The organism is Silvania hatchlandensis, from assembly GCF_025564065.1.
In the GTDB taxonomy this organism is placed as follows: domain Bacteria; phylum Pseudomonadota; class Gammaproteobacteria; order Enterobacterales; family Enterobacteriaceae; genus Enterobacter; species Enterobacter hatchlandensis.
The window spans coordinates 158,781-183,705 of record NZ_JAMGZK010000044.1 but is presented as its reverse complement, the minus strand read 5'-3'; the positions used below and the strand labels follow the sequence as shown (position 1 = coordinate 183,705).

At 54.1% G+C, this 24,925-nt stretch carries 27 protein-coding genes, 1 other RNA gene and 1 other annotated feature; of the genes, 12 read left to right on the top strand and 16 right to left on the bottom strand.

Annotated elements, in window-relative coordinates; all coding sequences use genetic code 11:
* Window positions 1–371: 371 nt before the first annotated feature.
* The 3 genes from clpB to rluD all read right to left on the bottom strand — a co-directional run bounded on the left by clpB (window position 372) and on the right by rluD (window position 4,783).
* Complete coding sequence (clpB, locus tag M8014_RS08260; RefSeq protein WP_271282036.1) at window positions 372–2,945, bottom strand: ATP-dependent chaperone ClpB; 2,574 nt, start codon at window positions 2,943–2,945, stop codon at window positions 372–374.
* A gap of 129 nt (window positions 2,946–3,074) precedes the next feature.
* Window positions 3,075–3,806 carry a purine nucleoside phosphorylase YfiH gene (gene yfiH, locus M8014_RS08255; protein ID WP_271282035.1) on the bottom strand — a complete coding sequence of 244 codons (732 nt, stop codon included), beginning with the start codon at window positions 3,804–3,806 and terminating at the stop codon, window positions 3,075–3,077.
* Window positions 3,803–4,783 carry a 23S rRNA pseudouridine(1911/1915/1917) synthase RluD gene (rluD, locus tag M8014_RS08250; RefSeq protein WP_271282034.1) on the bottom strand — a complete coding sequence of 327 codons (981 nt, stop codon included), beginning with the start codon at window positions 4,781–4,783 and terminating at the stop codon, window positions 3,803–3,805. The genes yfiH and rluD overlap by 4 nt, the downstream gene beginning before the upstream one ends.
* Before the next feature lie 130 nt (window positions 4,784–4,913).
* Between rluD and bamD the strand changes: the two genes are divergently transcribed.
* The 4 genes from bamD (at window position 4,914) to pheA (ending at window position 7,683) form a co-directional block, all read left to right on the top strand.
* Entirely contained in the window at window positions 4,914–5,651 is a 738-nt protein-coding gene (gene bamD, locus M8014_RS08245) for an outer membrane protein assembly factor BamD (protein ID WP_271267244.1), read from the top strand.
* 271 nt (window positions 5,652–5,922) lie between these two features.
* A complete protein-coding gene (gene raiA / locus M8014_RS08240) occupies window positions 5,923–6,264 on the top strand; it encodes a ribosome-associated translation inhibitor RaiA (RefSeq protein ID WP_271282033.1) in 342 nt (113 codons plus the stop codon).
* A 103-nt stretch (window positions 6,265–6,367) separates the two neighbouring features.
* Window positions 6,368–6,493: a sequence feature (Phe leader region), on the top strand.
* Window positions 6,369–6,416, top strand: a complete 48-nt coding sequence (locus M8014_RS08235; protein WP_225759495.1) for a hypothetical protein — start codon at window positions 6,369–6,371, stop codon at window positions 6,414–6,416. It overlaps the preceding feature by 48 nt.
* Window positions 6,494–6,522: 29 nt before the next feature.
* A complete protein-coding gene (gene pheA, locus M8014_RS08230) occupies window positions 6,523–7,683 on the top strand; it encodes a bifunctional chorismate mutase/prephenate dehydratase (protein WP_271282032.1) in 1,161 nt (386 codons plus the stop codon).
* On the opposite strand, the gene M8014_RS08225 is transcribed toward pheA, so the two are convergent.
* Genes M8014_RS08225 through aroF form a run of 3 tightly spaced genes read right to left on the bottom strand, consistent with a single transcriptional unit; the run spans window position 7,680 to window position 10,812 of the window.
* Complete coding sequence (locus M8014_RS08225; protein WP_271282031.1) at window positions 7,680–8,549, bottom strand: SMP-30/gluconolactonase/LRE family protein; 870 nt, start codon at window positions 8,547–8,549, stop codon at window positions 7,680–7,682. The two genes, pheA and M8014_RS08225, sit on opposite strands and share 4 nt — an antisense overlap.
* A 60-nt stretch (window positions 8,550–8,609) precedes the next feature.
* Entirely contained in the window at window positions 8,610–9,731 is a 1,122-nt protein-coding gene (gene tyrA, locus M8014_RS08220; protein ID WP_271282030.1) for a bifunctional chorismate mutase/prephenate dehydrogenase, read from the bottom strand.
* A gap of 10 nt (window positions 9,732–9,741) precedes the next feature.
* Window positions 9,742–10,812 carry a 3-deoxy-7-phosphoheptulonate synthase AroF gene (gene aroF, locus M8014_RS08215; protein WP_271282029.1) on the bottom strand — a complete coding sequence of 357 codons (1,071 nt, stop codon included), beginning with the start codon at window positions 10,810–10,812 and terminating at the stop codon, window positions 9,742–9,744.
* A 215-nt stretch (window positions 10,813–11,027) separates the two neighbouring features.
* Here aroF and M8014_RS08210 point away from each other — a divergent pair, with 215 nt between their 5' ends.
* On the top strand, window positions 11,028–11,402 hold the full coding sequence (locus M8014_RS08210; protein ID WP_271282028.1) for a DUF2799 domain-containing protein: 375 nt from the start codon (window positions 11,028–11,030) through the stop codon (window positions 11,400–11,402).
* A 62-nt stretch (window positions 11,403–11,464) separates the two neighbouring features.
* On the opposite strand, the gene M8014_RS08205 is transcribed toward M8014_RS08210, so the two are convergent.
* From M8014_RS08205 to ffh, 7 genes are all read right to left on the bottom strand, one after another.
* A complete protein-coding gene (locus tag M8014_RS08205; protein WP_271282027.1) occupies window positions 11,465–12,832 on the bottom strand; it encodes a PepSY-associated TM helix domain-containing protein in 1,368 nt (455 codons plus the stop codon).
* A 52-nt stretch (window positions 12,833–12,884) separates the two neighbouring features.
* Window positions 12,885–13,280, bottom strand: a complete 396-nt coding sequence (locus tag M8014_RS08200) for a DUF2946 domain-containing protein (RefSeq protein ID WP_271282026.1) — start codon at window positions 13,278–13,280, stop codon at window positions 12,885–12,887.
* Between the two features lie 131 nt (window positions 13,281–13,411).
* On the bottom strand, window positions 13,412–13,759 hold the full coding sequence (rplS, locus tag M8014_RS08195) for a 50S ribosomal protein L19 (RefSeq protein WP_271282025.1): 348 nt from the start codon (window positions 13,757–13,759) through the stop codon (window positions 13,412–13,414).
* Window positions 13,760–13,800: 41 nt separating this feature from the next.
* The gene (trmD, locus tag M8014_RS08190; RefSeq protein ID WP_271282024.1) at window positions 13,801–14,565 is read right to left on the bottom strand and encodes a tRNA (guanosine(37)-N1)-methyltransferase TrmD; all 765 of its coding nucleotides are present in this window, start codon (window positions 14,563–14,565) and stop codon (window positions 13,801–13,803) included.
* A 30-nt stretch (window positions 14,566–14,595) separates the two neighbouring features.
* Window positions 14,596–15,132, bottom strand: a complete 537-nt coding sequence (rimM, locus tag M8014_RS08185; RefSeq protein ID WP_418939601.1) for a ribosome maturation factor RimM — start codon at window positions 15,130–15,132, stop codon at window positions 14,596–14,598.
* A gap of 15 nt (window positions 15,133–15,147) precedes the next feature.
* On the bottom strand, window positions 15,148–15,396 hold the full coding sequence (rpsP, locus tag M8014_RS08180) for a 30S ribosomal protein S16 (protein ID WP_271282022.1): 249 nt from the start codon (window positions 15,394–15,396) through the stop codon (window positions 15,148–15,150).
* A 114-nt stretch (window positions 15,397–15,510) separates the two neighbouring features.
* Window positions 15,511–16,872 (bottom strand): signal recognition particle protein, encoded by a 1,362-nt coding sequence (ffh, locus tag M8014_RS08175; RefSeq protein WP_271282021.1) that lies wholly within the window; start codon window positions 16,870–16,872, stop codon window positions 15,511–15,513.
* Window positions 16,873–17,037: 165 nt separating this feature from the next.
* Between ffh and M8014_RS08170 the strand changes: the two genes are divergently transcribed.
* Together M8014_RS08170 and M8014_RS08165 are read left to right on the top strand one after the other, a co-directional pair.
* Window positions 17,038–17,829 carry a cytochrome C assembly family protein gene (locus M8014_RS08170; RefSeq protein ID WP_271282020.1) on the top strand — a complete coding sequence of 264 codons (792 nt, stop codon included), beginning with the start codon at window positions 17,038–17,040 and terminating at the stop codon, window positions 17,827–17,829.
* Between the two features lie 17 nt (window positions 17,830–17,846).
* The gene (locus M8014_RS08165; RefSeq protein ID WP_271282042.1) at window positions 17,847–19,133 is read left to right on the top strand and encodes an HlyC/CorC family transporter; all 1,287 of its coding nucleotides are present in this window, start codon (window positions 17,847–17,849) and stop codon (window positions 19,131–19,133) included.
* Between the two features lie 53 nt (window positions 19,134–19,186).
* Here the strand turns inward: M8014_RS08165 and grpE are convergent, their stop codons facing one another.
* On the bottom strand, window positions 19,187–19,780 hold the full coding sequence (grpE, locus tag M8014_RS08160) for a nucleotide exchange factor GrpE (protein WP_271282019.1): 594 nt from the start codon (window positions 19,778–19,780) through the stop codon (window positions 19,187–19,189).
* Window positions 19,781–19,901: 121 nt separating this feature from the next.
* Between grpE and nadK the strand changes: the two genes are divergently transcribed.
* The 3 genes from nadK (at window position 19,902) to bamE (ending at window position 23,020) form a co-directional block, all read left to right on the top strand.
* Complete coding sequence (nadK, locus tag M8014_RS08155) at window positions 19,902–20,780, top strand: NAD(+) kinase (protein WP_271282018.1); 879 nt, start codon at window positions 19,902–19,904, stop codon at window positions 20,778–20,780.
* A gap of 85 nt (window positions 20,781–20,865) precedes the next feature.
* Window positions 20,866–22,527, top strand: coding sequence for a DNA repair protein RecN (recN, locus tag M8014_RS08150; protein WP_271282017.1), 1,662 nt, complete (start codon window positions 20,866–20,868; stop codon window positions 22,525–22,527).
* Window positions 22,528–22,678: 151 nt separating this feature from the next.
* Entirely contained in the window at window positions 22,679–23,020 is a 342-nt protein-coding gene (gene bamE, locus M8014_RS08145; protein WP_271282016.1) for an outer membrane protein assembly factor BamE, read from the top strand.
* A 69-nt stretch (window positions 23,021–23,089) separates the two neighbouring features.
* Here bamE and M8014_RS08140 read toward each other — a convergent pair whose 3' ends face one another.
* A complete protein-coding gene (locus M8014_RS08140; RefSeq protein ID WP_271282015.1) occupies window positions 23,090–23,377 on the bottom strand; it encodes an RnfH family protein in 288 nt (95 codons plus the stop codon).
* Window positions 23,367–23,804, bottom strand: a complete 438-nt coding sequence (locus tag M8014_RS08135; protein WP_271282014.1) for a type II toxin-antitoxin system RatA family toxin — start codon at window positions 23,802–23,804, stop codon at window positions 23,367–23,369. Before M8014_RS08135 ends, M8014_RS08140 begins: the two co-directional genes overlap by 11 nt.
* A 156-nt stretch (window positions 23,805–23,960) precedes the next feature.
* Between M8014_RS08135 and smpB the strand changes: the two genes are divergently transcribed.
* Window positions 23,961–24,443 (top strand): SsrA-binding protein SmpB, encoded by a 483-nt coding sequence (gene smpB / locus M8014_RS08130; protein WP_271282013.1) that lies wholly within the window; start codon window positions 23,961–23,963, stop codon window positions 24,441–24,443.
* 87 nt (window positions 24,444–24,530) lie between these two features.
* Window positions 24,531–24,893: a transfer-messenger RNA gene (ssrA, locus tag M8014_RS08125) on the top strand.
* The last annotated feature ends 32 nt before the right edge of the window (window positions 24,894–24,925 follow it).

The window sequence follows — 24,925 nt, the reverse complement described above, 5'->3', positions numbered from 1 at the left end:
AAGAATCCATGTCACTTTGAGTGCCCACACAGATTGTCTGATAAATTGTTAAAGAGCAGTGCAACGCGGCGTTAAGCTCACCGTTGCGAGGTGGCGTATATTACGCTTTCCTCTTTCAGAGTCAAGCAATTATTTTTCGCTTTTCTCTGTCGGCGTTCATCTCTGAACCCCTGCTGTCACGGCGGTTTGTAATCCGTTGTTCCGTGTCAGTGGAGGCGCAGTATAGGCGATTCTTCTGGGCTGACAAGCATAAAATGAAAATTACTTATCGTTCGCTCACTTTCCAGGCAATAACATGTCTGAAAATCCAGTTTCGCCTGTTTTTTAAACAAAAACGAGCCCCGAGGGGCTCGTTTTTGCCGTTCTGTGACTTACTGCACTGCCACAATGTGGTCGTCTTTCACCACCAGCTGTATTGTTTTGCCCGGAATAAGTGCCCCGGACAAGATTTGCTGAGCCAGCGGGTTTTCGATCTGTTGCTGAATGGCGCGTTTTAATGGACGCGCCCCGTACACCGGATCGTAACCGTTCGCACTCAGCAGCTGCAGGGCATCATCTGAAATCTGCGTTTCGTATCCACGCTCTTCCAGACGCTGATACAACCGCTGCAGCTGTATACGGGCAATAGAAGCAATGTGTTTTTCACCCAGAGGATGGAAGACCACCACTTCATCAATACGGTTGATGAACTCAGGGCGGAAGTTTTGGCTAACCACTCCCAGCACCAGATCCTTCATATGCCCATAATCCAGCGCGCCAAACCGTTCCTGAATCAGATCGGAACCCAGGTTCGAGGTCATAATGACTACCGTATTACGGAAATCGACCGTTCTCCCCTGCCCGTCCGTCAGGCGTCCATCATCCAACACCTGAAGAAGGATGTTGAACACATCCGGGTGTGCCTTTTCCACTTCATCCAGCAGAATGACGGAGTACGGGCGACGGCGCACTGCTTCTGTCAAATAACCGCCCTCTTCATAGCCGACGTATCCCGGAGGCGCACCCACAAGACGCGACACCGAATGTTTCTCCATAAACTCGGACATGTCGATCCGCACCATCGCATCGTCGCTATCGAACATGAAGTTCGCCAGCGCTTTACACAGCTCCGTTTTACCCACACCAGTCGGCCCGAGGAACAGGAACGAACCAATAGGTCGGTTAGGATCGGACAGCCCGGCACGGCTACGGCGAATCGCATTCGATACCGCTTCGACCGCTTCATTCTGGCCAATCACCCGGTGGTGCAGGTCTTGCTCCATCCGCAGCAGTTTGTCACGCTCACCTTCCAGCATCCTGGCTACCGGGATCCCGGTCCAGCGCGCCAGCACCTCCGCGATCTCTGCATCCGTCACCTTATTACGTAACAGACGCATGGTTTTGCCTTCGGACTGGGTTGCGGCCGCCAGCTGTTTTTCCAGTTCCGGAATTTTACCGTACTGCAGCTCAGACATTTGCGCCAGGTCGCCCACGCGACGCGCCTGTTCTATCGCAAGCTTCGCCTGCTCCAGTTCAGCTTTAATTGTCTGTGTGCCCGAAAGGGACGCTTTTTCCGCTTTCCACTCTTCTTCTAAGCCGGAATATTGACGCTCTTTGTCATCGAGCTCTTCATTGAGCATATCCAGGCGTTTCTTACTGGCTTCATCCGACTCTTTCTTCAGCGCCTGCTGTTCAAGCTTGAGCTGAATAATGCGACGATCGAGCCTGTCCAGCTCTTCCGGCTTCGAGTCAATCTGCATACGAATGCTGGAGGCCGCCTCATCGATCAGATCGATGGCCTTGTCCGGCAGTTGCCTGTCGGCGATATAACGATGCGATAACGTTGCCGCCGCCACGATAGCCGGGTCGGTGATCTGCACATGATGATGCAGCTCATAACGCTCTTTCAGACCACGCAGAATGGCGATGGTATCTTCTACTGACGGTTCAGCGACAATGACTTTCTGGAAGCGACGTTCCAGCGCAGCGTCTTTTTCAATGTACTGCCGATACTCATCAAGGGTTGTGGCCCCCACGCAGTGCAGTTCACCTCGCGCCAGCGCCGGCTTCAGCATGTTCCCGGCATCCATTGCCCCGTCGGCCTTACCCGCTCCGACCATGGTGTGCAGCTCATCTATAAACAGGATAACGTTGCCTTCCTGTTTCGACAGATCGTTAAGCACGCCTTTTAAGCGCTCTTCGAACTCACCCCGGTATTTTGCCCCGGCCACCAGCGCCCCCATATCGAGCGCGAGTACCCGACGGCCTTTTAAGCCTTCAGGAACTTCGCCATTAACGATACGCTGCGCCAGTCCTTCAACAATGGCGGTTTTACCGACACCCGGCTCACCGATGAGCACGGGGTTATTTTTGGTCCGGCGCTGCAGAACCTGAATTGTGCGGCGAATCTCTTCGTCACGGCCAATCACCGGATCCAGCTTGCCCTGTTCAGCACGCTCAGTCAGGTCGACGGTAAATTTCTTCAACGCCTGACGCTGGTCTTCGGCACCCTGATCGTTCACGCTTTCACCTCCACGCATCTGTGCAATCGCCTGAGTCACGTTGGCCGTGGTTGCACCAGCGGTTTTCAGCAGGTCGGTCAACGTGCCACGTGATTCAAGCACCGCCAGAACAAACAGCTCTGACGAAATAAAATTGTCCCCACGCTTTTGCGCCAGCTTGTCGCAAAGATTCAGAACGCGCACCAGATCCTGAGACGGTTGAACATCACCACCGGTACCTTCCACCTGTGGCAAACGGCTCAACGCCTGATCGATAGCCGTGCGTAACTGGCCCGCATTAATGCCGGCAGACGTAAGCAAAGGACGTACCGACCCCCCTTCCTGATTCAGCAAGGCGCTCATTAAATGAAGAGGTTCGATAAATTGGTTGTCGCGCCCCAGTGCGAGAGACTGGGCGTCGGCGAGTGCCAGCTGGAATTTATTGGTAAGACGATCCAGACGCATAACTCCTCCCATAACAGGTCAAATTTGCTACTGGAGATTAAATGAGGTCATCCCTCAATTATTCAAGGTGAATGACCTGAATTATGCGAAAAGAAAACGGCGCGTGCCGGATCGTCTTGATTCTTTAGGTTATATCAGCCAAATGAAACTTGCCATACGACCTGTCGTCTTGTCGCGACGATAAGAGAAGAAATCACCCGTTTCGGTGAATGTGCAGCGATCGCCACCGTAGATCTGATTAACACCCACGTTCATCAGGCGTTGACGGGCCAGGAGATAGATATCAGCCATAAATTTATCCCCTGCCGGATGGAAAGCACGCTCAGCTTGTGGATCTTTTTCCATAAATGCCGCACGGACTTCCGGCCCCACTTCGAACGCCTGCGGGCCAATCGCCGGGCCAAGCCAGGCAACGATGTTATCCGCACTATCCGCAAAGCAGGCGACAGTTTCTTCCAGCACCCCCGCGCACAAACCACGCCAGCCCGCATGGGCGGCGGCAACTTCGGTCCCGGCTGTATTGCAGAACAGCACCGGCAGACAGTCGGCGGTCATGACGGCACACACTGTGCCCGGAGTATTGCTATAGGACGCATCTGCACGCTTTGAGGCGTAGGGTTCACCGGTGAGTTTCAGCACATCAGAACCATGTACTTGCTCAAGCCAGACCGGTTTTGATGGCAGCCGACCTGCCGCGAACATGCGCTGGCGGTTCTCCTCGACGTGGTCGAGATTGTCGCCACAGTGAGCGCCCAGGTTTAATGATTCCCAGGCTCCCTCACTGACACCACCGATACGGGTGGAACTGCAGGCGGCTACGCCTTTCGGCATGGCCCACTCCGGGACAATCAGTTTGGTCATAGCCAATCCACGTTGTCTTTATGCTCTTCAAAATCGGCACGCATCGCGTCGATCAGATCCACCATATCCTGAGGGATTGGCGCATGCCACTCCATCTCAATACCGGTGATCGGATGATAAAGACGCAGCATGGTCGCATGCAGAGCCTGTCGGTCGAATTTACGCAGCATAGCGATAAACTCTTCAGACGCACCTTTTGGCGGACGCGGACGGCCACCATAGACCTGATCGCCCACCAGCGGATGGGTGATATGGGACATATGAACACGGATCTGATGCGTACGCCCGGTTTCCAGTCGCAGACGCAGACGCGTATGAATGCGGAAATGTTCCATAATGCGATAGTGCGTAACCGCCGGTTTGCCCATTGGATGGACAGACATATGGGTACGTTTCGTTGGATGACGGCTAATTGGCTGCTCAACCGTCCCGCCTGAGGTCATATGACCAATTGCGACGGCTTCATACTCACGGGTGATTTCACGCAGCTGCAGAGCTTCTACCAGATGCGTTTGCGCCGGAATGGTCTTCGCAACGACCATCAGGCCGGTCGTGTCCTTATCCAGACGGTGAACGATCCCCGCACGCGGTACGTCAGCGATAGGTGGATAATAGTGCAGCAGTGCATTCAGCACTGTGCCGTCAGGGTTGCCTGCACCAGGGTGCACGACTAAATCTCGCGGCTTGTTGATTACCAGAATGTCGTCATCTTCATAAACGATATTCAGCGGGATATCCTGGGCTTCGAAGCGGACTTCTTCTTCGATATCAGCATTGATGGCAACAACTTCCCCACCCAACACTTTTTCTTTTGGCTTATCCCAAATCTTGCCATTGACCAGCACGCGCTGGTCCAGAATCCATTCTTTTATGCGTGAACGCGAATAATCAGGGAACATTTCGGCCAAAGCCTGATCTAAGCGTTGTCCGAGCTGTTTTTCGGAGACTGTTGCGGTGAGTTCTACTCGTTGTGCCATAGACTGCTTCTTCGTTTAACGTTGGGTTTTACGGCTTTGCCGTTTAATATAGTGTGCTATTGTAGCTGGTCTTAATCGGGAGCAGGAAAGAGATTCTCCCGGACAAACATTTGAGGAAAGTCAAAACGTCATGACGCGCATGAAATATCTGGTGGCAGCGGCCACGTTGAGCCTGGCTTTGGTGGGCTGCTCCGGTTCGAATGAACAGGTCCCTGACAATCCGCCGAATGAAATCTATGCGACTGCTCAGCAAAAGCTGCAGGACGGTAACTGGAAACAGGCGATAACGCAACTGGAAGCGCTGGATAATCGTTATCCATTTGGTCCTTATTCCCAGCAGGTACAGTTAGATCTGATCTACGCCTACTATAAAAATGCCGATCTGCCGCTGGCGCAGGCAACGATTGATCGATTCATGCGTCTGAATCCGACCCATCCAAATATTGACTATGTTATGTATATGCGCGGCCTGACCAACATGGCGCTGGATGACAGTGCATTGCAAGGCTTCTTTGGTGTGGATCGTTCAGACCGTGACCCTCAGCACGCCCGCGATGCGTTCAACGACTTCTCCAAACTGGTGCGTGGCTATCCGAACAGCCAGTATGTTACGGATGCCGGCAAGCGGCTGGTGTTCCTGAAAGATCGTTTGGCTAAATACGAATACTCTGTCGCGGATTATTACACCCGCCGTGGTGCATGGGTTGCCGTCGTGAACCGCGTTGAAGGCATGCTGCGTGATTATCCGGATACCCAGGCTACCCGTGATGGCCTGACGCTGATGGAAAACGCCTACCGCCAGATGCAGATGACTGCACAGGCGGAAAAAGTTGCGAAGATTATTGCCGCCAACAGCAGCAATTCCTGATCCTTCATCAATATGCAAAACGGCAGCCCGCGGGCTGCCGTTTTTTTATTCATATCTGTCGTAGGCTGAACCGGTTTAGCCCGCACGAATCCTATCAACTATGAACGCAGTTTGCCCACTCGACAAGGTAAAAGTTGATTCTTCCTGTCCTGCCTCACAAAAAGAATCCGCTGACAAAAAGTGACATAAAAATGTGATTTAGATCACGTATTTTGACATTAAGAACGGTATGCTGGAATCACCAAGACGGGAAAGACAAGAGGTAAAATTTATGACAATGAACATTACCAGTAAACAAATGGAAATTACTCCGGCAATACGCCAGCACGTCGCAGACCGTCTCGCCAAACTGGATAAATGGCAAACTCACCTGATCAAGCCACATATCATTCTTTCTAAGGAGCCGCAGGGTTTCATCGCTGACGCAACTATCAATACTCCAAACGGCCATCTGGTCGCCAGCGCAAAACATGAAGATATGTACACCGCCATCAACGATTTGATTAACAAGCTGGAACGGCAGCTCAATAAAGTGCAGCACAAAGGTGAAGCCCGTCGTGCAGCAACATCAGTGAAAGACGCAAGCTTCGTTGAAGTTGAAGAAGAAGAGTAATCCTTTACATTGAGTGTCTCGCCAACGCGCCTTCGGGCGCGTTTTTTATTGACAGGGTGAAAACAGTACGGGTACTTTAAGTCAGTCTATTGAAGAGATCACTTATGACCACTAAACCGTTTTTCTTCGCATTCTTTTTTACCTTCCCCTGATTGGGAGGCGTTTCGTCGTGTGATAAAGAATGCGAAGACGAACAACAAGGCCTCCCACACCGGGGGGCCTTTTTTATTGATAACGATAAAAGACAAAGGCAACACTATGACATCGGAAAACCCGTTACTGGACCTGCGAGATAAGATCAGCACTCTGGATGAAAAATTGCTTTCAATGCTGGCAGAACGCCGCGCGCTTGCCGTCGAGGTTGGCAAGGCGAAACTGGCTTCGCATCGTCCGGTACGCGATATCGATCGTGAGCGTGATCTGCTGGAACGCTTGATTACGCTCGGTAAAACGCATCATCTGGACGCGCATTACATCACTCGCCTGTTCCAGCTGATTATTGAAGATTCGGTCCTGACTCAACAGGCGTTACTGCAACAGCATCTGAATAAAACCAATCCGCACTCTGCGCGCGTTGCCTTCCTGGGGCCAAAAGGGTCCTATTCCCACCTTGCGGCTCGTCAGTACGCTGCCCGCCATTTTGAAGAGTTTATCGAGAGCGGCTGTGCGAAATTTGCCGATATTTTCAATCAGGTTGAAACCGGGCAAGCGGATTACGCCATCGTCCCAATCGAGAACACCAGTTCCGGCGCGATTAACGACGTCTACGATTTACTCCAGCACACCACCCTGTCGCTGGTTGGCGAACTGACCATCCCTATCGACCACTGCGTGCTGGTGAGCGGCTCTACCGACCTGAGTAAGATCGAGACGGTGTACAGCCATCCGCAGCCGTTCCAGCAGTGTAGCCAGTTCCTGAACCGCTATCCGGGCTGGAAAATTGAGTATACCGAGAGCACCTCAGCCGCCATGGAGAAAGTGGCTCAGACCAATACCCCTACCGTTGCCGCACTGGGGAATGAAGCGGGCGGGGCACTGTATGGATTGCAGGTTCTGGAGCGTAATCTGGCGAACCAGACGCAAAACATCACCCGTTTTGTTGTGCTAGCGCGTAAAGCCATCGACGTTTCCGATCAGGTTCCAGCTAAAACCACGCTGCTGATGGCAACCGGCCAACAGGCGGGTGCGCTGGTTGAGGCGCTGCTGGTGCTGCGTAACCACAATCTGATCATGACCAAACTGGAATCCCGTCCTATTCACGGCAACCCGTGGGAAGAGATGTTTTATCTCGATATCCAGGCCAACCTGGAATCTGCATCCATGCAGAAAGCCCTGCGCGAGCTGGGTAAAATTACCCGTTCGATGAAGGTGCTGGGCTGCTATCCGAGCGAGAACGTCGTCCCGGTGGATCCGGCTTAACGCGGTATAAAGAGGCTTTTTTTCACCCCTGCCACGCTAACCGGCAGGGTGAAAATAGCCCCGGATAGCGGCCAGGCCGCAATCTCCTGCGGATCCATGTTTTCACGGGTGGTGGTGATAAAAAGCGTTTGCATATCGTCACCACCGAAACAAACCATCGTCGGGTAGCGCACTGGCAGGCGGTACTCTTCCAGCTGTTCCCCCTGCGGAGAAAAGCGCGCGATGCGCCAGCCGTCGAACAGTGCGCTCCAGTAACAGCCTTCGACATCCATCGCCGCACCGTCGGGGATCCCTTCTCCCGGCAGAAAGCGATGAAATATCTCCCGTTTGCCAGGCTCGCCCTGCTCGTCCAGCGGCGTGCGATAAATCACGGCATTTGGCGTATCAGAGGTATACATCCAGCGCTTATCTTCGCTGAATGCCAGACCGTTATGACCGTGGATATCACACTGGATGACCTTCGGCGTCAGGTCATTGTCGATCCGCATCAGCAGCGCACCGTTATAGTCGCCCGGCCCCCAGAAGGTTCCCGCATAGAAGCGGCCAAAATGATCCGTGCCGCCGTCATTAAAGCGCGCCAGCTGCGGATTGGACGGATTATCGCAGACCTTACGCTGCAGCAGCCCCTGCCTGTCGGTCAGCCAGATGGCATTACGCATGGCAACAATAAAGCCGCCGTGGCGTAGAGCAAAACACCCCACTTCTTCGTGGAAGGACAAAACGGTGTGTTCCGCCGTAGGCAGGTGATATCGGTGGATCTCGCCTTCCAGTATATCTGCCCAATACAGGGCGTTTTCCGCTTCGCACCAGGTCGGGCATTCCGGTAAATGCCCCGTATAATCAAACAGAACGCGTGGTTCGGCCATGACAAATCCCCAAAATGAAAAAAGCCAGCAGTGCTGGCTTTTAGTATATACATCATTAGATTACTGGCGACTGTCGTTGGCCTGTCGCAGTAAAATTCGACTTTCGTTCTGGAAGCGCTGGGCGTAATCGCCAAACCAGTGCTCGACCTTACGGAAGCTGTCGATAAAGGCCTGTTTATCACCCTGCTCCAGCAAAGTGATCGCTTCACCAAAACGCTGGTAGTAACGTTTGATCAGCGCAAGATTGCTGCCCGACGACATGATGATGTCGGCATACAGCTGTGGATCCTGAGCAAAGAGACGCCCGACCATCGCCAGTTCAAGACGGTAAATCGGTGATGACAACGACAGCAGTTGCTCAAGCTGGACATTCTCTTCTGCCAGATGCAGGCCATATGCGAAGGTCGCGAAGTGGCGCAGCGCCTGGATAAAGGCCATGTTCTGGTCGTGCTCGACGGCGCTGATCCGGTGTAAACGTGCACCCCACACCTGCATCTGTTCCAGGAACCACTGATAAGCTTCCGGCTGGCGGCCATCGCAGTACACGACAACCTGTTTTGCCAGGCTGCCGCTGTCCGGGCCAAACATCGGGTGCAGACCAAGAACCGGACCGTTATGCGCGGCCAGCATCGCCTGCAGCGGACCATTTTTGACCGAGGCCAGATCAACCAAAATGCAGTCTTCCGGCAGCGGAGGCAGTTTAGCAATAATCTCTTCGGTCACGTGGATCGGAACGCTGACAATCACCATGCCTGCGTCTGCGACCGTCGCCTCTGCCTGCGCCCAGTCCTCTTTTTCGAGGATCCGCACCTGGTAGCCAGAAAGCGTCAGCATCTTCTCAAACAGACGCCCCATCTGCCCGTCGCCGCCAACAATGACGACCGGGCGCAGCGTTGGACAGAGGGTTTTGAAGCCTTTGTCATTTTCACTGGAGTAGGATTCCCGCATCACGCGGCGCAGCACATCTTCAATCAGATCCGGCGAGACGCCCAGCGCCTGGGCCTCTTTCCGCCGTGATGCCAGCATGGAGGCTTCGCGCTCTGGCACGTAAATCGGCAGGCCGTATTTACTTTTGACCTCGCCGACTTCAGCGACCAGCGCCATCCGGCGCGCCAGCAGATCCAGCAGCGCCTTATCCACCTCATCAATTTGATCGCGTAATGCGGTCAATTCAGCAACCATAACAAACCTCTTAAGCCAGACGCGTCGCCAGCTGGCCGTTCAAATCTTTGTGGATCTCACGCAGCAGCGCATCGGTGGCTTCCCAGCTAATGCAGGCATCGGTCACGGAGACACCGTGTTTCATAGCGCTGCGCGGCTGTTCGGATGATTGATTGCCTTCATGGATGTTACTTTCAATCATCAGGCCAATAATCGAACGGTTGCCATCTTTAATCTGCGCCACGACGGATTCTGCCACCGCAGGCTGACGACGGTAATCTTTATTAGAATTACCATGACTGCAATCTACCATCAGTGCCGGGCGCAGTCCTGCCTGTTCCATCTCTTTTTCGCACTGCGCGACATCTGCCGGGCTGTAGTTTGGTGCCTTGCCGCCACGCAGGATAACGTGACCATCCGGGTTGCCCTGCGTCTGCAGCAGACAAACCTGACCGGCCTGGTTGATACCGACGAAGCGGTGCGGCATCGCCGCAGCACGCATGGCGTTGATCGCCGTCGCCAGGCTGCCGTCGGTACCGTTTTTGAAACCAACCGGCATAGACAGGCCAGACGCCATCTCACGGTGGGTTTGCGACTCGGTCGTACGGGCACCGATTGCCGACCAGCTGAACAGATCGCCCAGGTACTGCGGGCTGTTTGGATCCAGCGCTTCTGTTGCCAGCGGCAGGCCCATGTTCACCAGCTCGACCAGAAGATGGCGCGCAATCTTCAGGCCAGCTTCGACATCAAACGAACCATCCATGTGAGGATCGTTAATCAACCCTTTCCAGCCAACGGTGGTACGAGGTTTTTCAAAATAGACGCGCATGACGAGATAGAGGTTATCGCTGACCTCTTCGGCAAGGGCTTTAAAACGCTGAGCATATTCGATGGCAGTTTCTGGATCGTGGATAGAGCACGGACCGCATACCACCAACAAACGCGGATCGCGTCCGGCAATGATATTGGAAATGGTCTGGCGGGAGTGCGCGATTTGCGCCTCTTGCTCAACGCTCAGCGGGAATTCCGCTTTCAGTTGGTCCGGGGTGATCAGAACGTGTTCGTCGGTAATATGTACGTTATTCAGCGCGTCTTTTTGCATGATGGCGATCCTGGAAGCTCGTTTGCGATAGTTGTTTTCCTCAGCGAGGAAACCCAACGATACCACAGATAGTAAAGATTTCAATCCAAAATACGTAAATAATACTTTACAGCATGCAATTTAAGGCAAAAAACATTCGATTAATGTGTAACGTAAAAATTACAGCACGCGTTATCTGCGCCAGGCTATGCTGAATGAAAAAGGGAGAATGCCTTATGCGCTTTATTGTGACCTCTTTGCTGTGCCTGCTTTTAACTGCATGTCAGATCGATCCTTACACGCATCAACCCACCTGGACGGGAACCGACTGGTTCGATGCCGGTAAAGAAGACGCCATGAACGGCGTAGCCGTAAAATCCAACCAATCGCTGGCGGCTAACTTTAACGACCCGAAAGTGGATCGTTCTGAGTATCTGAGCGGGTACAAAGAGGGGCAGGAGAAAATTTGTCAGGAGAACTTTGTTTATGCCTGGGGATTAGCGGGCCGGATTTTCCCGGCCAGCTGCGATACGGCGGATAACAACACTAAGCTGCGTGAAGCCTGGCAGCACGGCATGAAAGAGGGAACCCAGGCCAGCCGCTTAAATTAATGCAACTAAGCGACGTGCCGACAACCACCGCCAGGCGGCAGTTATTGGCACGTCCTGCACGACTATTTTATTGGCTCAGCCAGCGACAGCTTCGTCGCAGACCGCCAGCGCAGCCAGTCAGCCATAACGAACAGCACCAGACTGCAGCCCATCACCGGCATCGCCAGCCCCAGCAGCACGCTGATGACTAACGACAGCATGCGTCCCCATACCGGCAGCATGAGCCAGGTCTGGACCAGGGTCGAGGCGGGATCGGTTGCCGTCTGCTTCGGTCTGCGCATCCACCACATCCGATAGCCCCAGACGATCATCACGCACAGCCCAATGCCAAATGCGATCAGCACCAGCTGGTTCGGCAGGCCAAACAGCACGCCCATGTGGAAATCCACGCCCCAGCGGGTCAGTTTGGCCATCAGCGGATAATCAGCAAAGCGGGTATGGTCGAGCACAGTCAACGTGCCGGGGTCAACGGCCACCGCGTCGACCTGGGTCGGCCAGCTACGGTCAATCTCGGTCACGGTCCACGCCTGCGTGCCGCTCTTCGCCGGGCGGATCTCCAGCTTCGTGGCATCAATGCCCGCGGTATTGGCGGCGTGCAGAACCCCATCAAACAGCGTCAGATCGGGTTTCATCTGCGGCATCGGCATGGTCATAGGATGCCCATGATGCTCAGCATGCGGGTCGGTCACCCCCGCCGGGCCATGAAGCTGCGTGTTGACCTGCGGCGTCAGCCAGCCCATTTCCGCCCGCAGTTTATCCACATTGCCGCCCGCCCACTGAGACCAGGTCAGGCCGGTAGCAGAGAACAGTAGCATACCGGTCAGCAGAACCCAGCCGAGCGACACATGCACCCGGCGGCGGTTCTGAAAGCGGTTATTGATGCGACGTTTTGGCCGGGTTGAGAACCACAGCGCGATCCCACCCAGCGCGGCAATCCACATCCAGGATGCGGCCAGCTCGCTATAAAGACGCCCCACATCGCCCAGCAGCAAAGACTGATGCAGATAGTCGATGGTTTGCCGTAACGGCAGAATACCGCTGGTGCCATAGACCGTCATATCGCCGCGCACTTCGAGGCTGACCGGATCGATAAATATCGCCCGGTTTTCCGAAGCCTTCAGCGCCGGATCAACGTACATCACACGGGTGGTCTCACCTGTTGTCAGACCCGGACGCACCGCCTGCAAGCGCAGCTCGCCACCGGTGACCTGCTCCGCGACGGCGATTTGCTCGGCCAGCGGACGTGCCTGGCCCTGCGTATCGCTGAACAGTGCATGATGGTAGAGGCTGTTCTCCAGCTGCGGCGTCGCGACGTACAGCGTCCCGGACAGGGCAGCAATAAAGATAAACGGTCCGACAAACAGACCAACATAGAAGTGAAGACGACGCAGCAGGTTGCCCCATGCTGCGCGCGAGTTGCAGGTAGTCATGCTTTCCCTTTTACGGCAAAAAGTTATCAATACGCGATGGCGTACATTATTTTTACAGGAATAAAGCAGACGTCTGCGGCGGCGCGCGGGTATCGGGGCAAAGCCAGGGGAAGAAGTGCCAGTGGTGAACGACGGGTCGCGGCGGGATAAGACGCTGTCTGAGTACTCGTGCGCCGAGCAGCATCACCAGCGCCAGCATCACGCCCGGAACGTGCGTCAACAGTACGCAGTATCCGCAGGCTTCAGCATGGTCAACCGGAACGCTCTCTGAGGGCGCGTGATGCTCCGACATCATACTCATATCATGATGCATCCCAGGCATCGCGCTCATGGGATCTTTTTGCAGCGCAACAGAGATCAGCGGCGCGATGACGATCAGCAGGATCGCGAACAGCGCGATACTGACCGCGATGCGTTGCCATGGTGCCTGCTGCTGATTCGTCTTCACATCCCCTCCATTAAAGCAGGGGCATTGTAAACGATTTATGACGAATTGGTTAATGTGTATAGCGCACAGAGACAAAAAAAGGGCCAGCCTTGCGGCCAGCCCTTTTTATCAGGATGTTGCTTAAGCGGGTCTTAGCCAAGACGCTCTTTGATACGAGCAGACTTACCAGTACGCTCACGCAGGTAGTACAGTTTAGCTTTACGTACAGCACCACGACGTTTGACAGTAATGCTGTCAACTACTGGAGAGTGAGTCTGGAAGACACGCTCAACACCTTCGCCGTTGGAAATTTTACGAACAGTGAATGCAGAGTGCAGACCGCGGTTACGAATAGCGATAACCACGCCCTCGAATGCCTGCAGACGTTTTTTGGAACCTTCAACAACCCATACTTTCACTTCCACGGAATCACCCGGACGGAATGAAGGTACGTCCTGCTTCATCTGCTCTTGTTCAATTTGCTTAATAATGTTGCTCATAATTTAATCTCTTATCCTGGGTAAACTGATATTCGGGGGCCTCAGGCCATCCCATCATGTTTCTGTTGCTGCGCGTATTCAGTTTTGAACTCGGCCAGCAACTTTGCTTGCTCTTCAGTCAGAGCCAGGTTTTCCAGAAGTTCAGGTCTTCTAAGCCAGGTACGGCCCAGCGACTGCTTCAGACGCCAGCGACGAATCTCGGCATGGTTTCCCGACAGTAAAACCGGCGGTACCTCCATCCCTTCTAACACTTCAGGACGGGTATAGTGTGGGCAGTCCAGCAATCCATCGGCAAAAGAATCTTCTGTTGCCGAAGCTTCGTGACCCAGTACCCCCGGAATGAACCGGGAAACGGAGTCAATCAGCGTCATCGCCGGTAACTCACCACCGCTGAGAACGTAATCGCCGATAGACCATTCTTCGTCAATCTCGGTCTGAATTACGCGCTCATCTATTCCTTCGTAGCGACCGCACACCAGAATCAGCTTTTGATTCGTTGCCAGTTCGCTGACGCCCGCTTGATCAAGCTTGCGTCCCTGAGGTGACAGATAAATCACCTTTGCGCCTTCACCTGCCGCGGCTTTTGCTGCTGCGATGGCATCCCGTAAGGGTTGCACCATCATGAGCATCCCCGGTCCGCCGCCGTAAGGACGTTCGTCCACGGTACGGTGCCGGTCATGCGTGAAGTCACGTGGACTCCAGCTCTCGATGCTCAGCAGGCCATTTTTTACTGCCCGGCCAGTTACCCCGTAATCAGTAATCGCGCGGAACATTTCAGGAAACAGGCTAATTATGCCAATCCACATAGCGCCGTCTTTTACCGTTTTCAGGAGAATTTAAAAACCAGGATCCCAATCTACTTCAATCGTTTGAGTAGCGAGATCGACTTTCTTGATAACCTGTCCATCGAGGAACGGAACCAACCGCTCCTTGATACCAAACGCATCTTTCAGGTTTGCCTTAATGACGAGAACGTCATTGGATCCGGTTTCCATCATATCGATGACTTTACCCAGACCATAGCCTTCGGTGGTGACAACCTGGCAACCGATAAGGTCTTTCCAGTAGTAGCCATCATCCAGCTTTGGCAACTGCGACGAATCCACAACAATTTCGCAATTAGTCAGTGCATTCGCGGCATCGCGATCGTCAACGCCTTTCAGCTTGATAACGATATCCTGATTGTGGTGACGCCAGCTTTCCAGCTCGACCTCTTGCCACTGACCCGCCTTCTGGATAAACCAGGGCTGATAGTCAAAAATGCTTTCGGCGTCTTCGGTGGAGGAAAACACTCTGAGCCAGCCACGGATACCGTAGCAAGAACCCATTTTGCCCAATACAATCGGTTCAACAGGTGCTTTTTTGCTCATCATGACCACCGTGACAGATTAAGCTGCTTTGTTTGCAGCTTTGATCAGCGTAGCAACGCGATCGGATACAGTAGCGCCCAGGCCAACCCAGTGAGCGATACGATCCAGATCCAGGCGAGTTTCTTCTTCGTTACCGCTAGCGATAGGGTTGAAGAAACCAACGCGCTCGATGAAGCGACCGTTGCGTGCGTTACGGCTGTCAGTAACAACAACCTGGTAGAACGGACGCTTTTTCGCGCCGTGACGTGCTAAACGAATAGTTACCATAACATCCTCTTGTGTGAATAAAACACCGGGCCCCATCGAGGGAAGGAGCCCGGTGTCATATTAAAAGCCCGAAAATTTTACTCATTTCCGCGCGAAAAGCAATCTCTAAAGCACTTAACGCCCTGGAAAACCTGGGGGCATCATCCCTTTCATGCCGCGCATCATCTTCGCCATACCGCCTTTTTTCATCTTCTTCATCATGCGCTGCATGTCGTCGAACTGCTTCAGAAGGCGGTTAACGTCCTGTACCTGCATCCCACAACCCGCCGCGATACGGCGTTTGCGGGAGCCTTTAATAATTTCTGGCTTCGCGCGCTCTTTCAGCGTCATGGAGTTGATAATCGCCTCCATACGCACCAGAACTTTGTCGTCCATCTGTGCTTTCACGTTGTCCGGGATCTGGCCCATGCCCGGCAGCTTGCCCATCAGGCTCGCCATGCCGCCCATGTTTTTCATCTGGCGCAGCTGTTCCAGGAAGTCGGTCAGATCGAACCCGTCGCCTTTTTTCAGCTTGCTTGCCAGCTTCTCGGCCTGCGCGCGGTCAACTTTACTCTCGATATCTTCGATCAGCGACAGCACGTCGCCCATGCCGAGGATACGGGAGGCAATACGGTCCGGATGGAACGGCTCCAGCGCTTCGGTCTTCTCGCCGACGCCAAGGAACTTAATCGGCTTGCCGGTGATATGGCGAATAGAGAGCGCCGCACCGCCGCGGGCGTCGCCGTCCACTTTGGTCAGTACCACACCGGTCAGCGGCAGGGCTTCGTTAAACGCTTTCGCGGTATTCGCCGCATCCTGGCCGGTCATGGCATCGACGACAAACAGGGTTTCAACCGGATTGATCGCGGCATGTACCTGTTTGATTTCGTCCATCATCGCTTCGTCAACGTGCAGACGACCAGCGGTATCCACCAGCAGCACATCGAAGAATTTCAGCTTCGCTTCTTTCAGCGCCGCGTTAACGATGTCGATTGGCTTCTGCGCCACGTCAGACGGGAAGAAGTCGACCTCAACCTGTTCAGCCAGGGTTTGCAGCTGTTTGATCGCCGCCGGGCGATAAACGTCGGCAGAAACGACCAGCACTTTTTTCTTGTGCTTTTCGCGCAGGAACTTACCCAGCTTCGCGACGCTGGTGGTTTTACCCGCCCCCTGCAGACCGGCCATCAGCACCACGGCTGGCGGTTGCGCGGCAAGGTTCAGGCTCTGGTTCTCTTCGCCCATCGCCGAAACCAACTCGCTTCGTACGATTTTGACGAACTCCTGACCCGGGGTCAGGCTCTTGTTAACTTCGTGACCAACCGCTTTCTCTTTTACGCGGCTGATAAAATCACGCACCACCGGCAACGCGACGTCTGCTTCAAGCAGCGCCATGCGCACTTCGCGCAGCGTCTCTTTGATGTTGTCTTCGGTAAGGCGTCCACGGCCGCTGATGTTGCGCAGCGAGCGCGACAAACGATCGGTTAAATTATCAAACATTGTCTCTCGCCTGAGGTAGAAACGTTAGGTCGCAGTAGCGACACGTACACAGAATTTTGCCGCAGTATAACATGAAGGCGCCTTTGTTGTTATGCAACGGTTGGAGCAGGCGTCGCGTAACGTTATACTGCCTCTCTTTCTCATTAAGACAACTGTCGACACTCTATGCCTGTTTTCGCACTGATCGCCCTGGTGGCGTACTCTGTCAGCCTTGCGCTGATCATCCCCGGCCTGCTGCAAAAAAACAGCGGCTGGCGGCGAATGGCTATTCTGTCGGCAGTGATTGCGTTGATAAGCCATGCTTTTGCGCTCGAAGCGCGTATTCTGCCGGGCGACGGCAGCGGGCAAAACCTGAGCCTGCTTAATGTCGGTTCGCTGGTCAGCCTGATGATCTGTACTGTGATGACCATCGTCGCCTCAAAAAACCGTGGCTGGCTGCTGCTGCCGATTGTCTATGCCTTCGCGCTGATTAACCTGGCGTTCGCCACCTTCGTCCCGAACGAGTTCATCACCCATCTTGAGGCCACGCCGGGTATGATGGTGCATATCGGCCTGTCGCTGTTCTCGTACGCCACGTTGATTATTGCCGCACTGTACGCGCTCCAGCTGGCGTGGATTGACTACCAGTTAAAGAACAAAAAGCTGGCCTTCAGTAACGAAATGCCGCCGCTGATGAGCATCGAGCGAAAGATGTTTCACATCACCCAGGTCGGCGTGGTGCTGCTGACCCTGACGCTGTGCACCGGCCTGTTTTATATGCAAAATCTCTTCAGCCTCGAGAATATCGACAAGGCCGTGCTCTCTATCATTGCGTGGTTTGTCTATATTGTCCTGTTGTGGGGCCACTATCATGAAGGCTGGCGCGGTCGTCGCGTGGTCTGGTTCAACGTTGCAGGTGCAGGCATTCTGACCCTGGCCTACTTTGGCAGCCGCGTCATCCAGCAACTCGCCAGCTAAAAACCAAGGAGTTCCCCCTGGAACACATCTCCACTACCACGCTGATCGTTACCCTGATCGTCATGGTGGTTATCTCCGCCTATTTCTCCGGCTCAGAAACCGGCATGATGACGCTGAATCGCTACCGTTTACGCCATCGCGCCAAACAGGGTAACCGGGCCGCCCGCCGTGTCGAAAAACTGCTGCGCAAACCGGATCGCCTGATAAGCCTGGTGCTCATTGGCAATAACCTGGTCAATATTCTCGCCTCCGCGCTGGGCACCATTGTCGGCATGCGCCTGTACGGTAACGCCGGTGTCGCCATTGCCACCGGGGTGCTGACGTTTGTGGTGCTGGTCTTCGCCGAAGTGCTGCCAAAAACCATCGCCGCGCTGTACCCCGAAAAAGTCGCCTACCCCAGCAGCGTACTGCTCGCACCGTTACTCATTCTGATGATGCCGCTGGTATGGCTGCTGAACAGCGTGACGCGGGTGCTGATGCGCATGGTGGGAATCAAAGCCGATGTGGTGATCAGCAGCGCGCTGAGCAAAGACGAATTACGCACCATTGTTCACGAGTCGCGCTCGCAAATCTCGCGCCGCAACCAGGATATGCTGCTGTCGGTGCTGGATCTGGAAAAGGTGAGCGTGGACGACATCATGGTGCCGCGCAATGAAATCGTTGGGATTGATATTAACGACGACTGGAGAGCCATCGTCCGCCAGCTGACCCACTCTCCGCATGGCCGGATCGTGCTATACCGGGATTCACTAGACGATACCATTAGCATGTTACGCGTGCGCGAAGCGTACCGCCTGATGACCGAGAAAAAAGAGTTCACCAAAGAGGTGATGCTGCGCGCGGCGGATGAGATTTACTACATCCCGGAAGGCACGCCGCTCAGTACCCAGCTGGTTAAATTTCAGCGCAATAAAAAGAAAGTTGGTCTGGTGGTCGATGAGTACGGTGATATTCAGGGGCTGGTGACGGTAGAAGATATTCTGGAAGAGATCGTGGGCGACTTTACCACCTCGATGTCCCCTTCGCTTGCCGAAGAAGTCACGCCGCAAAACGACGGCTCGGTGCTGATTGACGGCAGCGCCAGCGTGCGTGAACTGAACAAAGCCTTTAACTGGCAGATGCCGGAAGACGAGGCCCGCACCATTAACGGCATGATTCTGGAAGCGCTGGAAGAGATCCCAGCGGCAGGCACCCGGGTGCGCATTGGCCAGTATGATATTGATATCCTGGACGTGCAGGACAATATGATTAAGCAGGTAAAAGTGTTGCCGGTAAAACCGCTCCGGGAGAGCGTGGCAGAATAACCATGATGTAGGCCGGGCTGGCGTTGCCGCCCCCCGGCGCTACGGAAGGCGAATTATGCCTTCGCTTTCGCAACGGAAACCATCGCCGCGCGAATGGTACGCCCGTTCAGGGTATAGCCTTTCTGCATCACCATCAGCACGTTGCCAGCTGCAACATCCTCAGATTCCATCATCGCAATCGCCTGATGCACATTCGGATCCATTGGCACGTTGATGTCTGCAACCACTTCCACGCCGAACTTCTTCACCACGTCGAGCATGGATTTCAGCGTCAGCTCAATCCCTTCAACCATTGGTGCCATATCCGGGTTCGCTTTATCCGCCACTTCCAGCGCGCGATCCAGGCTATCGATAACCGGCAGCAGTTCGTTGACGAATTTTTCCAACGCAAACTTATGCGCCTTTTCAACGTCCAGCTCGGTACGACGACGCAGGTTATCCATTTCGGCTTTTACGCGCAGCAGGCTGTCGCGCTCGCGAGTCTGGACTTCAGCCAGCTGAGCTTCCAGATTCGCAATTTTTTCATCGCGCGGATCCACCTGCTCAGCACCAGCCTCAGGCTCAACCGCCTCAACCTCTTCGTGCTGCTCCGTGATAATTTCTTCCGGGGCTTGCCCCTCAGGCGTTTTCTGTTCTTTACTACTCATGAATTTCTCCGCGTTTTTTCACAATCATCTCGCTAACCTGGATTATTATGGGGATCTGTTTCCGGGTTTCAAGGGAGCAAGGCACATTGTCATCATTCATTCGCACAAGGACCTCCAGAAAATGAACACGCATTTCAAGTGTATTGGGATTGTCGGTCATCCGCGTCACCCTACTGCGTTGACAACACATGAAATGCTGTATCGCTGGCTGTGCGCCAAAAACTACGACGTGATCGTCGAACAACAGATCGCCCAGGAGCTGCAGCTCAAAAACGTGAAAACCGGCACCCTGGCTGAGATTGGTCAGCAGGCCGATCTGGCGGTGGTCGTCGGCGGTGATGGTAATATGCTGGGGGCCGCACGCACCCTCGCCCGCTACGACATCAAAGTCATTGGCATCAACCGTGGCAACCTGGGCTTTTTAACCGACCTCGATCCGGACAACGCTCAGCAGCAACTCGCCGACGTGCTGGAAGGCCACTACATCAGTGAAAAACGCTTTTTGCTGGAAGCCCAGGTGTGCCAGCAGGATTGCCAGAAACGGATCAGCACCGCCATCAACGAAGTGGTCCTGCATCCGGGCAAAGTGGCGCACATGATTGAGTTTGAAGTCTATATCGACGAAATATTTGCCTTCTCGCAGCGGTCCGACGGCCTGATTATCTCGACGCCAACCGGCTCGACGGCGTATTCGCTCTCTGCGGGTGGCCCTATCCTGACTCCATCTCTGGATGCCATCACGCTGGTGCCGATGTTCCCGCACACGCTCTCGGCTCGCCCGCTGGTAATTAACAGCAGCAGCAACATTCGGCTGCGCTTTTCCCACCGCCGCAACGACCTGGAGATCAGCTGCGACAGCCAGATCGCGTTGCCGATTCAGGAAGGCGAAGATGTGCTGATCCGCCGCTGCGATTACCATCTGAATCTAATTCACCCGAAAGACTACAGCTATTTCAATACTCTAAGCTCGAAGTTAGGCTGGTCAAAAAAATTGTTCTGAAATAGCATCCAGCACTTTACTGTATAAAAAACCAGTTTATACTGTACACAAACACAGTTATGGTTTTTCATACAGGAAAACGGCTATGCTGGCACAACTGACCATCAGCAACTTCGCGATCGTTCGTGAGCTCGAAATCGATTTTCACAGCGGCATGACGGCCATCACCGGGGAAACCGGTGCCGGTAAATCTATTGCCATTGATGCGCTCGGGCTGTGCCTTGGCGGTCGGGCCGACGGCAACATGGTACGCGCTGGCGCCAGCCGGGCTGACCTGTGCGCCCGCTTTTCCCTGAAGGACACCCCCGCCGCTCAGCGCTGGCTCGAAGAGAACCAGCTGGAAGATGGGCGTGAGTGCTTACTTCGCCGTGTTATCAGCAGCGACGGTCGCACCCGTGGCTTTATCAACGGAACCTCAGTGCCACTTTCTCAGCTGCGCGAACTCGGCCAGCTGTTAATTCAGATCCACGGCCAGCATGCCCATCAGCAGCTCATTAAGCCTGAACAGCAAAAAGCGTTACTCGACGGCTATGCCGGTGAGTTTGCGCTGACGCAACGGATGGCTGAACACTATCGTCAGTGGCACCAGAGCTGCCGTGAGCTGGCCCAGCATCAACAGCAGAGCCATGAGCGTACCGCACGCGCCGAGCTGCTGACCTATCAGCTGAAAGAGCTGAACGAATTCAGCCCGCTTGCCGGCGAGTTTGAGCAGATCGACGAAGAGTACAAGCGCCTCGCCAACAGCGGCCAGCTGCTCTCGACCAGCCAGCAGGCGCTGAGCTTACTGGCAGACGGCGAAGACGTGAACCTGCAAAGCCAGCTCTATACCGTGCGTCAGCTCATTACCGAGCTGACGGGCATGGACAACAAGCTTTCCGGCGTGTTGGATATGCTGGAAGAGGCGGCTATTCAGGTCTCTGAAGCGAGCGATGAGCTGCGCCATTACTGCGAGCGGCTGGATCTGGATCCCAACCGCATGTTTGAGCTTGAGCAGCGGATCTCGCGCCAGATCTCTCTGGCACGTAAACACCACGTGTCGCCCGAAGAGTTGCCAAAATTCCATCAATCACTGCTCGACGAACAACAGCAACTGGACGATCAGGCCGATTCGCTGGAAACGCTCTCGCTGGCCGTCAGCGTGCATCATCGTCAGGCGCTGGAAACCGCCACTGAGCTGCACACTATTCGTCAGCACTATGCAGAAGAACTCAGCCAGCACATCACTGAGAGCATGCACATGCTGTCGATGCCCCACGGCGTGTTCACTATTGATGTGAAGTTTGAAGAGCATCACCTGACTGCAGAGGGCGCTAACCGGATTGAATTCCGCGTGACCACCAACCCTGGCCAGCCGCTGCAGGCGATCTCGAAAGTGGCCTCCGGCGGTGAACTGTCGCGTATCGCGCTGGCAATTCAGGTCATTACCGCCAGGAAAATGGAAACCCCGGCGCTGATCTTCGATGAAGTGGACGTCGGTATCAGCGGCCCAACCGCTGCGGTGGTCGGCAAACTGCTGCGTCAGCTTGGGGAATCCACCCAGGTGATGTGCGTGACACACTTACCGCAGGTGGCAGGCTGTGGCCATCATCACTTCTTTGTCAGCAAAGAAACCGACGGCGAGATGACCGAAACGCACATGCAGCCGCTGGACAAACGTGCCCGTCTGCAGGAACTGGCGCGCCTGCTGGGCGGCAGCGAAGTCACCCGCAATACCCTGGCAAATGCGAAAGAACTGCTGGCGGCATAAACTTTTTCGGGATCTCAGGGTCATAGAGAACAATAAAAACGCCGACAGACCGAGCGCCAAAGGTTTTAATGTGGCGAAAGGTCTATTATCATCGGCATATTACATATGAGCCGTCGCGTCTTGCTCGGGCCCGAAAAGGAATCAAATCACTATGCGCTGTAAAACGCTGACCGCTGCCGCAGCGGTTCTTCTGATGTTGACCGCAGGCTGCTCCACTCTGGAACGAGTGGTTTACCGCCCTGACATCAACCAGGGGAACTACCTTGCACCTAACGATGTGTCAAAAATCCGTATTGGCATGACGCAGCAACAGGTCGCATATGCCCTGGGAACGCCGATGATGTCCGATCCGTTCGGCACCAACACCTGGTTCTATGTCTTCCGTCAGCAGCCAGGCCATGAAGGCGTGACGCAGCAGACCCTGACGCTGACTTTCAGCAGCAATGGTGCGCTGACCAATATCGACAACAAACCTGCACTCACCAAAGAGTAAGGTTTGAGAAACGCAAAAAGGTGCTCAATGAGCACCTTTTTTGTTGTCTTAGGCCATTAAGAAAGCCAACTATTTCGCCGATCTCTCCGCGCGCTGGCGACGTAGCTCTTTCGGATCGGCAATCAGCGGACGATAGATTTCGACCCGGTCGCCGTCGTTAACCGTATCGGTAAGCTTCACCGGACGGCTGTAAATGCCGACTTTGTTTTTGGTCAGATCGATATCGCTACGTAATGTCAGTAGGCCAGAAGCACGAATCGCCTCTTCAACAGTCGCGCCCTCTTCCAGCTTCACGCGTTGCAGATACTGTTTTTCCGGCAGGGCGTACGCCACTTCCACCACAATATTAGCCGACACTGTAAACCTCTTTGGCGCGGACAGTGAACGCCTGAACCATATTCGATGCCAGCTCTTTAAACACGCGGCCAAACGCCAGCTCGATCAGCGCATTGGTAAACTCGAAGTCGAGGTGAAACTCGATTCGGCAGGCATCGGCGCTGAGCGGAACAAACTTCCAGCCCCCCATCAGCTTCTTGAATGGGCCATCCACCAGATGCATCAAAATGCTCTGGTTATCGGTCAGGGTATTGCGGGTGGTGAACGTTTTGCTGATCCCGGCTTTAGAGACATCTACCGCCGCCGTCATTTGCGTCGGGCCTGAGTCCAGTACGCGGCTGCCGGTACAACCCGGAATAAACTGCGGATATGACTGAACGTCGTTCACTAACTGGTACATTTGTTCCACACTGTAGGGGACAAGCGCAGTACGACTAATCTGAGGCATAGCATTTTCCATGATCAAACAACCGACAAATAATAACATTTATCCCTTGTTAAAAAAACGCTGAGCCACATCTCGTGCTAATATAGCGCGTTAGACCTCACAGGACGCAATGAGGTGACTTTTTGACATCAGATTACCTACGGCTTCACGAAACTTATGACGAAGAAAAAAGCACATAAATCTGGCTCGGCAACCATTGCGCTCAACAAGCGTGCCCGCCATGAATATTTCATTGAAGAAGAATTCGAAGCTGGCCTTGCACTGCAGGGCTGGGAAGTAAAATCGCTGCGTGCGGGTAAAGCCAACATCGGCGATAGCTACGTGATCTTTAAAGACGGCGAAGCCTTTTTGTTTGGCGCGAACTTTACGCCTCTGACGGTCGCGTCCTCTCACTACGTTTGCGATCCAACCCGCACTCGTAAGCTGCTGTTGAACAAGCGAGAGCTCGATTCACTTTTCGGGCGTATCAATCGCGAAGGTTATACCGTACTCGCTCTGTCGCTGTACTGGAAAAACGCCTGGTGCAAAGTGAAAATCGGCGTCGCGAAAGGTAAGAAGCAGCATGACAAGCGTAACGACGCAAAAGATCGCGAATGGCAGGTAGATAAAGCGCGAATCATGAAGCACGCAGGCCGCTAAACCGGGCAACTATTGAGCGATTCAATAAGTTAACGTCCGGACTGGTATCCGGCATGCGAATGCTGGTATACTTGATGTAACACTATTGGGGCTGATTCTGGATTCGACGGGATTTGCGAAACCCAAGGTGCATGCCGAGGGGCGGTTTGCCTCGTAAAAAGCCGCAAAAAAATAGTCGCAAACGACGAAAACTACGCTTTAGCAGCTTAATAACCTGCTAAGAGCCCTCTCTCCCTAGCTTCCGCTCTTAAGACGGGGATCAAGAGAGGTCAAACCCAAAAGAGATCGCATGGAAGTCCTGCCTGGGGCTGAAGTGCTAAAACTAATCAGGCTAGTTCGTCAGTGGCGTGTCTGTCCGCAGCTGGCGTGCGAATGTAAAGACTGACTAAGCATGTAGTACCGAGGATGTAGAAATTTCGGACGCGGGTTCAACTCCCGCCAGCTCCACCAAAATTCTTTGTTGATGGTCACCAGAGCCTGAT